Origin of the sequence: Bacteroides sp. RTP31139st1_H2_RTP31139_211217 (assembly GCF_040227615.1) — a bacterium.
Taxonomy (GTDB): Bacteria; Bacteroidota; Bacteroidia; order Bacteroidales; family Bacteroidaceae; genus Bacteroides; species Bacteroides uniformis.
This window is the reverse complement of the sequence record NZ_JBCNZM010000172.1, coordinates 1-9,693: the sequence shown is the minus strand read 5'-3', so window position 1 is coordinate 9,693 and position 9,693 is coordinate 1. Positions and strand designations below refer to the sequence as shown.

Genomic DNA, 9,693 nt, shown 5'->3' with positions numbered 1-9,693 from the left:
TTATTGCCGGATGCTAAACGATTGACTCATGTGGGTAAATTTGTTCGTGCCACTAGTATTGATGAGCTTCCGCAATTAATTAATGTTTTGAAAGGGGATATGGCATTGATTGGTCCAAGACCTTTATTGCCGGAATATCTGCCTTTATATAGTGAAGAACAAGCGCGTCGTCACGAGGTTAGACCTGGTATCACAGGATGGGCGCAGTGCCATGGGCGCAATGCTATTAGCTGGACTGAAAAGTTTAAATTAGATGTGTGGTATGTAGATCATTGTTCGCTACTGACTGATTTGAAAATAATTTTTATTACCATTAAATCTGTACTGAAGAGAGAAGGAATTTCATCTGCTACATCGATAACAATGGAGAAATTTAATGGTCACAATTAACAGATAATAAGTCATGAAAGATTTGGGTATATATTGTGCAGGTGGTTTTGGCCGTGAAATATATTGTTTGATTTTTAAGACTCTAAAATCTCCTGATTGGAATTTTGTCGGATTTTTTGATGATGGAGTGGATAAAGGCAAACAACTTCAGTATGGCGATTGCATAGGAGGTATGGATGAATTAAACTCTTGGAAAACTCCAATAGATATCGTAATTGCTAATGGCAATCCCCAAATGCTAAAGAAAATAAGTGAAGGTATTACCAATCCATTGATAGATTATCCGAATATCATTCATCCTTCTTGTACGTTTGCAGATGACGAGACAATAAGTTTAGGTAAAGGGAATATATTTTGTTTAGATTGTCATCTTAGTTGCAATGTATCTATGGGTAATTTCAATATAATGAATGGACATATCAGCTTCGGGCATGAAGTCATTGTCGGTAACTGTAATGCTTTTATGCCTGGAGCAAGAATTTCTGGTGGTGTTACTGTTGGAGATGGCAACCTTTTTGGAGCCATGTCATTTGTAGTGCAATATAATAGGATTGGTTCAGGCGTTAACTTAGGTCCGGGTGGCATTCTCCTCACAAAACCTAAAAATGAGTCAACCTATATAGGCAATCCTGCAAAATTATTCAAATTTTAAGCACAGATTTATATATGATTCGTATAAGTAAGCCGATTGTTAGAGAAGTGGATAGAAAGGTCTTTTTAGTTTCGTATATGTCTGATAATAAAAGTAAAACGGAAGTAAATCCTAATGGGGAAGAAGTATTCTATGCGACAACCAAAGATTATGGACAGTATCTCACGAATGAATCTTCTGATTGTTTCGTTGTAGGTATCCTACTGATGGCAATTAAATTGGGGCAAGATATTGAGTGCGATACAATTTCTGAAAAACTTTATTATAATCTTGTGCATACAGTAATACCAATATTGGCTCAGATATATGGTGGAAAAGAAATAAAAATTCATTGTAAGCATTTGTCTAATCAAAATTATCAAGCAAAAGCAGTGGCTACCGGTTGCTCACTTGGCGTGGATAGCTTCTCAACTATAATTGACCATATTGGAACTGATTGTTCTCCATCGTATAGGCTTACTCATTTCACCTATTTCAATGTAGGTGCTCACGGAGATAAGAATTTGGATAAAGTAAAAGAGTCGTATGACAATGACTTTAAACTAGTGGACGCATATGCGAAAACGAAGAAAATTCCGGTAGTAGCTGTTGAATCAAATATCTCAAAACTCTATGAAGGCTTTGATTTTAATCAGTGTGCATTGATTAGAAATATGAGTGTGGTTTTGAGTATGCAGAAGCTTTTTCGCAGATACATCTATGCAAGTTCGTTTCATATAAGGGATACGAGTTTTTCGAATAAAGATATGCATTATCAATCGCCATTTTTACTTCCGGCATTATCCACTGAGACAACAGAGTTAATAAATGGTGATCCATGTCTTGATAGAGTAAACAAAACAAGAAAAATTGCAGACTTTGAGGATACTTACAAATATCTCTATGTTTGTTGGAAAGAACTTATTGCTAATGATGGACTTAATGAAGACATTGCAAAAGTGAAAGATGAGTTTTTGAATTGTACTCGATGTGATAAATGCCTGCGTACCATTCTAACGCTTGATATTTTGGGGAAGAAAGAGAAATATCACAATATTTTTGATTTAAAATATTATGATAAATCAAAAGACCTCTATGTAGGAAAAGTGATTGCCTATAAAAGAAGGGAAACCTATTATCAAGAGATATATCAATTGATGAAAGAGACAGATTTCCCCATTACATTAAAAGCCAGAATATATACGTTTATGTGGACTATATATAAAGTAATAGGTTTTGGTGTAAACTACAGATGGTTAAGAAAAATAGTTGGTAAATGTTAGAACATTCAATAATAATCATTCAAAATTGTACCATAATGAAATTAAATGAATTTATCGAGAATTTTGCAAATCAGTTTGACGATACTGATGTAAGTGAAATCACGGCTGCAACAGAATTTAAGGCTCTTGACGAGTGGAGTTCTCTTGTTGCTCTTAGCATCATTGCAATGGTTGATGAGGAGTATGACGTTACCATTAAGGGTGACGATATTCGCAACTCAAAGACCATTGAAGACTTGTTTAATGTAGTCGCAAGTAAGGCTTAGGTCTTATGGCTTATTTGAAAGTAGAGAATGTTAGGATCACTGGCATATCGGCTGGTGTTCCTAAACATGCCGAAGGTTCTGTTTCTACTACTGATAAGTATGGTGCTGAAGACTTCGTACAAACTACTGGTATCAAGGAGAAACGTTATGATGAACGATTGACAACTTCTGACCTTGGCCTCCCTGCTGCTGAAAAGTTGATTGCAGATCTGGGGTGGGACAAGAAAGAAATTGGTGCATTGGTTTTCGTGTCCCAGACTCCTGACTACATTCTTCCTGCAACTGCGTGTATTCTGCAAGCTAAATTGGGATTAGAGCGTAGTTGTATGGCAATGGATATCAATCTTGGTTGTTCTGGCTGGGTGTATGGATTGTCCGTATTATCCAGTTTAATGCAGACAGGGAATATAAAAAAAGCAATCCTGCTGGCTGGTGATGCTCGTAAACAAGCAAAAGAAGAGCTGGATCAACTCTTTGGTTATGCTTGTACAGCTACGGCATTGGAATACAGTAAGGAGGCAAAACCGTTCTATTTTGATTTGGGAACTGATGGTACTGGTTATGATGCGATTATTCGCCCGGGGGGTGGTTGCAGAAACCAGTTTAATGAAGATTCTTTAAAGCTTGAGTTGTGTGAAGATGGGCGTAAGCGCCATGCTATACAGACTCGCATGAAGGGTATGGATGTATTTGCTTTTGGTATTACGACAGCGCCAAAGAGCATAAAGAAGCTGACAGCTAACTATGAGATGGATTACACATCTTTTGATTATGTGATTTTGCATCAAGCTAATTACAAAATGACAGAAACAATCCGTAAAAAGTTGAAATTGGATGCTGAAAAGATGCCATATAGTATGCTCCATTTTGGAAATACATCATCGGCATCGATTCCCTTGACGATTGTTACCCAATTGAAAGGTAAAATTGAAGATAAGCCTACCAAAATAATTGGTTGTGCATTTGGTGTAGGCCTTAGTTGGGGTACGGTTGCTTTTGAGACAGAACATTTATTAATATCTGAATTAGTAGAAGTATAATGGTAGAGTTTAATCCTTTTGCTCTCAAGCGAAAAACAATTCTTGTTGTTGGCGCTTCTTCTGGTATTGGAAGAGAGATAGCTATTGAATGTTCAAAAATGGGCGGTAAGATAGTTGTCTGTGCTCGCAGTGAGGAAAATCTAAAGTCTGTTTTGGATGAGATGGATGGAAACGGTAATACTTATATAACTGCTGATATAACCAATCAGGAAGATTTGACGAAGTTGGTCAGTGATATGCCTGTTATAGATGGTTTAGTAATCTCAGCAGGTATCGGTGGAACTTTGGCTCTTCAATTTGCAACGCGAGAGAAGTTCGATAGAATTTTCAATCTGAATTTTTTTGCAGCGGTAGAACTTACTCGATTGATTTATAAAAAGAAAAAAATCAATAAAGGAGGGAGCATAGTATATATTTCATCCATTGCAGGCAATAATCGAATCACTCCGGGTAATGTAATTTATGGTTGCGCAAAAGCTGCATTGAGTACATACATGCGCTATGCTGCTATTGAATTTGCTGGAAGAAAAGTGAGGGTAAACACCATCAATCCGGGTATGACTAATACAAATCTTATTAATTCCAGTGGGGCGCTCTCTGATGAAGATTATCAAAAAGACATGGAAACCTATCCTTTGAAACGGTATGGTGAAGTGCAGGATATAGCTCCCGCAGCAATATATTTACTGAGTGATGCTTCTTCCTGGGTTACAGGATGCCAATTCGTTATAGATGGTGGAGTAACAACTAAATAAATTATTATGGACTATAAAGAGAGAATTAAAGAAATAATTGCCGATACATTGGGCATTGATATTGAACGAATTACTGATGATTTGGCCGCCGGTGATATTGAGGAGTGGGATTCGGTCGGGAATCTGACTATTATATCAACTATTGAGGAAGAATTGGAGGTTGATATTCCTATTGAGGACCTCTATGAACTCAACAACATAAAAGCAATAGTTGAAGAAATAATAAAACTTAAGAATGAGTGATATTTCGCATAGCTGTTTGTTGCAAGCCATAGTTGAGCATGCGGAACATATGCCTGATAAAATTGCACTGGTATGTGATGCTAAAGAGATTAGCTATAAACAGCTTAAAAATAGCATTTGGCTGGCTTCTGATTATCTTGATACTCTAAGCCTTCGTAAAGGAGACAGTATCATCATTACAGCACGGAAAGAACCAGAGTTTGTTTATCTATATTTCGGTGCCCATTTGAGGGGCATTGTGAATGTGGTGGTTGATCCTGCTTCGACACAAGATAAACTCTTATTCATCTCGAATACTGTAAAGCCAAAGTGCATTTTCGGTCTTCCTAAGTTTGTGTTTGATGGGGCTAAGAATATTGCTATAGATAGTCTGGAACTTTCTGGTGAAGCTAAGGATACTAAGAATCCTTCATTGGATAAGGATGACATAGCGGACATCATGTTCACCACTGGTACGACGAGCGATCCTAAAGCTGTCTGCTTATCGCATTATAACATAGCCTCTTCGGCAAGGAACATTAACGGATTCATTGGCAATAGTGCTGATGAACGTGAAGTATTGGGATTGCCACTGAGCCATTCGTTTGGTCTTGGCCGTCTTCGTTGTTCACTCCTCAAAGGTGCAACCCTGATATTAGTAGGGAACTTTGCCAATCTAAAGGTCTTTTTTGAAGCTATGGAAAAGTATAAGGCTACAGGATTCGGCATGGTACCAGCTGTTTGGGAATATATAACTAAGTTGAGTGGAAATCGTATAGCACAGTTTGCTGATAGTCTTCGTTATATCGAGATAGGGAGCGCCCCTATGTCTATCGAGGCAAAGCAACGATTGATTGGCTTGTTCCCCAACACGCGCATCTGTATGCACTATGGATTGACTGAAGCCTCGCGTTCGTTCTTCATGGAATTCCATCAGTACAAGGACAATCTGGATACTATTGGGATGCCTACATCCGAAGAGGTGGAAGCGAAAATTATGAATGATAATGGCACAGAAATGCCTACGGGACAGCAGGGTGAGATTTGCGTAAGGGGTAATATGGTGATGAGCCGTTATTTGCTTGATAAGGACAATGCGGCGGCATTCTTCGGGGATTATTTTCGCACAGGGGACTTTGGTTTCAAAAATGAAAACGGACTCTACTATATGGTTGGTCGCAAAAAAGAATTAATCAACATTGGAGGAAAGAAAATCAGCCCGCTGACTATCGAAGAAGCTATTAAAAGTCTTGGTGTAATAGACTGTGCTGTGGTTCCAGTCAAAGATCCTAAAGGTATTCTTGGCGAAGTGCCTAAAGCTTTTATTCAGAAGATGGGCTGCCAACTCTCCTTTGACGAAATCATGCACGGTCTTAGCGGATTGCTTGAACCTTATGAAATTCCAACAGAGTATGAATTTATTGCGCGCATTCCGAAGACTGCAACAGGGAAAGTGCAACGATTATCACTCATTAAATAAGATTATGTCTGCATTAACAGTTAATAATGTAAGGGTAGCAGGTTTATCGGCTTGTGTACCTGAGAAGGTTGAAGAAAATCTTACTTTGTCAATTTTTGAAAATGAAGAAGAGGCCAAAAAGATTATTGCGTCAACCGGTATAGAGAGGAAGCATGTGGTTGATTCTGGTACAACGGCATCTGACTTGACAGTTGTAGCTGTTGAGAAGATGATTGCAGAATTGGGTTGGGAAAAAGAAAGTATTGACTTGTTGGTATATGTTTGCCAATCACGTGACTATATAGCTCCTATGACTTCTTGCATTCTTCAAGATAGATTAGGGTTAAGTAAAGGCTGCTGCGTGATGGATGTACCTCTTGGTTGCTGTGGTTTCGTAAATGGTATGAGTATTGCTGCTTCTATGCTCTCTCATGGCGGTTTAAAACGTGGTTTGATGATAAATGCAGAGACTAACTCTACTAACCGGAATAAAAGGGATAGAACTGTTCGTCCTCTGTTTGCTGATGCTGCAACAGTAACGGCTCTGGAATACGATGTGAATGCAAAGCCCATGAATTTTACATTCGGAGTAGATGGTAGCGGTATTTCTGCCATTTATACCAAGTATGGTGGTATGCGTTATCCTATTACTCCAGAAACATTACAGGAAAAAGAGGTTGAACCTGGCATTATTCGTAAGGGTAATGATATGGTTGTCAATGGCATGGATGTTTTTTCATTTGCTATTAAGGTTCCTCCTCGTGCCCTAAAGGAATGTATTGCTCAGTATAATATCAATGTTGATACTATTGATCTTTTGCTGTTGCATCAGGCAAATAAATTCATTGATGAAAAAATTCGTAAAAGTATAAAAATTCCCGCGGAAAAATGTCCGTATTGCCTAGCGGACTATGGTAACGTTACATGTGCATCAATTCCTCTAACTCTCGTGACTCAGTGTAAGGAACGGCTTCATAACAACGCCAACCATATTCTAGCCTGCGGTTTTGGGGTGGGGCTTCAGTGGGGATGTATGGAATTCAATATTGATAACATTGTTTGTACTGATGTACAAATATATAAGTCAAAATAATCATGTTAGAAAATGCACGTTTCCATCATATAGGCTTTGCCGTAAATGATATAGAAAAAGTTAAGCCAGAGTATGTAGCTGGAGGGTATGTTGTTTCTGAAACTGTAATTGAACCCATCCAGAAAGTTTATGTAGCCTACGCCTGCAGAGAAGGATTTCCTACTGTTGAACTTCTTCAACCGTTGGATGAGACTTCTCCTATAGTGAAAATATTAGCAAAAAATGGTCCTACACCGTATCATATATGCTATGCGGTAGATGATATTGACGAAGCTATGCAAGAACTCCGTGCACGTAAGTTCATGCCTTTGGCGAAACCTATACCTGGTCATGGACTGGATGATGCTTTGATGGTATTTATGTTTAAAAAAAATGTTGGATTGGTGCAGTTGGCACAAATTAAAGAATAGTGTCATGGAAAAATTTATCAATACAAAAAAAGAACAATTCTTAGGCTTTGATTTTTTAAAGAATCATACACTGCCTTCACGTGATGTTTTTGACTATAGAGTACATAAGAAGGAGTATTCTGAGTATTTTGCACAATATGGTTTTCAGGTTTCAATGGTATATGCTGATTTCTATTCAAGGATGTGGTGCTCTGATTATAATGATAGGTATATGTCGGATGATGTGTATTACTATTATGTTATTCCTTGCTTGAATCGTTTCGATTTTATCAATTCCTATATGGATAAAAATGGTTATGACAGACTATTCCCTGATATTAAGAAACCTTCCATTCTGATGAAGAATATTAATGGTAGATTCTTTAGCCCTGATGATATGCCTATTTCTACAGAAGAAGCTGTTAAACTGGTACTTGCAACTGATTTGGATTGTATAATCAAGCCATCCATTGATTCAGGTTCAGGTAAGAATGTGAAATTGGTTCGGAAGGAAGAAATTGATACTGCGAAAGTCAAGGATTTGTTTGAGACATATAAATGGGATTTCAATATTCAGAAACGGCTTGAACAAAGTGCAACATTGAAGAAACTGAACGAGTCGTCACTGAACACGCTTAGAATTTATACTTATCGTACTTTAGCTGGAGAATATGTACTATTGGTATCAGTCGTTCGATTTGGAGGTAAAGGTGCGTTTAATGATAATGCATCGACAGGTGGTGGTTTCTGCCATGTTTATGATGATGGTAGTCTCGATCAGCGTGTTCTTCGCTATCACACACTTGATAAACCTACATTGAAAGAATTCTTAGGATTTGAAAGCCTTACTATACCGAATTATGATAGAGTGATGAAATTCGTGTTTGATTTGCATCGTCGTCTGCCCTATTTCGATTTGGTCGGGTGGGATATTGCACTTGATGTAAATAATGAGCCGGTTTTCATAGAGATGAATCTAACTGCAGAATCAGGATTTGCACAGATGAATGGTGGACCTCTTTTTGGAAAATATTTGGATGAAGTGATGGAGAGAGTCTCTAAAGTTCATAAAGACTATCGCAATAGCGTAGAGATGAAATTTGAGAATGGTTCAAGACTTATGATGAAAGTATGATTAAATTGAGTTTTCTTGGAGACATCATGTGTTTGAAAGCACAGAATGATGCCGTAATGAAGAAACATGGTGAGTATAGATATGATGGGTATCTGTCTGGTTTGGCACCTCTGTTGAAGGATTCTAATTATGTGATTGCTAATTTGGAATCACCCATCATGCGTTCCCCTTATACTCAAGATAATATCACTCAATCAGATGTATGCTTTGCTACTCCTTCTTCGTTATTGGATGAGGTGAAAGCGGCTGGTATTGATTTTGTAGCGACCTGCAATAACCATTGTTTGGATAGAGGGGTAGATGGCTTGTCTGAGACATTGCGTTGTATTAAAGCTGCTGGCATTGATTGTTCTGGTAGTTATCTTACAGTAGGAGATAGTGAAAAAGTATTTGTTAAGCAAGTCGGTACTCTGAAGGTAGCTGTTATATGCTGTACTTTTGGAACCAATTCGCAACTGAATGGGGTGTTTCTCAATGAGGATGAACAGTGGAGAATTGATTTGACCAAGAAACAACAGAAATTATTGAAGTTGGAATTTAAAACATCAGGAGAGGGAAAATCTATAGAAAAATATATTTCTGATGATGTCTCACCTGCTGCTATTACCAATTCAAAAAATCAAGTTTTTCTGGAAAGGGTTCTTGAAAAGGTTCATAAAGCAAAAGAAGTGGCAGATATTGTCGTGGCTTATCCTCATGTTGGAGGACAATATAATCCATCTCCAGGTTTCTATACCAGATTTATTATTGATAGTCTAAAAGAGGCCGGTGCTGATATTATTGTAGCTAACCACCCTCATACTTCACTACGCTGTGAACGTTTGGATAATGGTGTATTCTGCGCTTATGCCCTTGGGAATTTAGCATTTACTCCCGATGTCGGCTTCTTTCTTGATAATGTTTTAGCTGAATTTGGTATAGTTCTTCACTCTTATTGGGATGAATCAACTAAATAGGGTGTCCAGTTTGTTGTACCAATTTTAGCTCACTTTCCTAAGCGTTTTGGTTCGTTCTGTAACCCAGTTTTTGG

General features: G+C 37.9%; 12 protein-coding genes. All 12 read left to right on the top strand.

Annotation, left to right across the window (positions count from 1 at the left end):
- Nucleotides 1-390 (top strand): sugar transferase (locus ABUA47_RS20410; RefSeq protein ID WP_349831956.1); only part of this gene is annotated, 390 nt, incomplete at its 5' end.
- A gap of 13 nt (nucleotides 391-403) precedes the next feature.
- Entirely contained in the window at nucleotides 404-1,042 is a 639-nt protein-coding gene (locus ABUA47_RS20405) for a hypothetical protein (RefSeq protein ID WP_057089492.1), read from the top strand.
- 14 nt (nucleotides 1,043-1,056) lie between these two features.
- The gene (locus ABUA47_RS20400; protein ID WP_118274440.1) at nucleotides 1,057-2,304 is read left to right on the top strand and encodes a hypothetical protein; all 1,248 of its coding nucleotides are present in this window, start codon (nucleotides 1,057-1,059) and stop codon (nucleotides 2,302-2,304) included.
- A gap of 35 nt (nucleotides 2,305-2,339) precedes the next feature.
- Nucleotides 2,340-2,570 (top strand): acyl carrier protein, encoded by a 231-nt coding sequence (locus ABUA47_RS20395; RefSeq protein WP_057089543.1) that lies wholly within the window; start codon nucleotides 2,340-2,342, stop codon nucleotides 2,568-2,570.
- 5 nt (nucleotides 2,571-2,575) lie between these two features.
- Nucleotides 2,576-3,610 carry a 3-oxoacyl-ACP synthase III family protein gene (locus tag ABUA47_RS20390; RefSeq protein ID WP_057256425.1) on the top strand — a complete coding sequence of 345 codons (1,035 nt, stop codon included), beginning with the start codon at nucleotides 2,576-2,578 and terminating at the stop codon, nucleotides 3,608-3,610.
- Nucleotides 3,610-4,365, top strand: a complete 756-nt coding sequence (locus ABUA47_RS20385) for an SDR family NAD(P)-dependent oxidoreductase (protein ID WP_057089495.1) — start codon at nucleotides 3,610-3,612, stop codon at nucleotides 4,363-4,365. The genes ABUA47_RS20390 and ABUA47_RS20385 overlap by 1 nt, the downstream gene beginning before the upstream one ends.
- Nucleotides 4,366-4,371: 6 nt before the next feature.
- Nucleotides 4,372-4,608 (top strand): acyl carrier protein, encoded by a 237-nt coding sequence (locus ABUA47_RS20380; RefSeq protein WP_057089496.1) that lies wholly within the window; start codon nucleotides 4,372-4,374, stop codon nucleotides 4,606-4,608.
- Nucleotides 4,601-6,067, top strand: coding sequence for a class I adenylate-forming enzyme family protein (locus ABUA47_RS20375; protein ID WP_195326558.1), 1,467 nt, complete (start codon nucleotides 4,601-4,603; stop codon nucleotides 6,065-6,067). Before ABUA47_RS20380 ends, ABUA47_RS20375 begins: the two co-directional genes overlap by 8 nt.
- A gap of 4 nt (nucleotides 6,068-6,071) precedes the next feature.
- Nucleotides 6,072-7,139, top strand: a complete 1,068-nt coding sequence (locus ABUA47_RS20370; protein WP_087333036.1) for a ketoacyl-ACP synthase III — start codon at nucleotides 6,072-6,074, stop codon at nucleotides 7,137-7,139.
- Between the two features lie 2 nt (nucleotides 7,140-7,141).
- Nucleotides 7,142-7,549: a VOC family protein gene (locus ABUA47_RS20365; RefSeq protein ID WP_057089499.1), complete on the top strand. Its 408-nt coding sequence runs from the start codon at nucleotides 7,142-7,144 to the stop codon at nucleotides 7,547-7,549.
- Nucleotides 7,550-7,553: 4 nt separating this feature from the next.
- On the top strand, nucleotides 7,554-8,663 hold the full coding sequence (locus tag ABUA47_RS20360) for a sugar-transfer associated ATP-grasp domain-containing protein (RefSeq protein WP_057089500.1): 1,110 nt from the start codon (nucleotides 7,554-7,556) through the stop codon (nucleotides 8,661-8,663).
- Entirely contained in the window at nucleotides 8,660-9,619 is a 960-nt protein-coding gene (locus tag ABUA47_RS20355) for a CapA family protein (protein ID WP_349829758.1), read from the top strand. The genes ABUA47_RS20360 and ABUA47_RS20355 overlap by 4 nt, the downstream gene beginning before the upstream one ends.
- The last annotated feature ends 74 nt before the right edge of the window (nucleotides 9,620-9,693 follow it).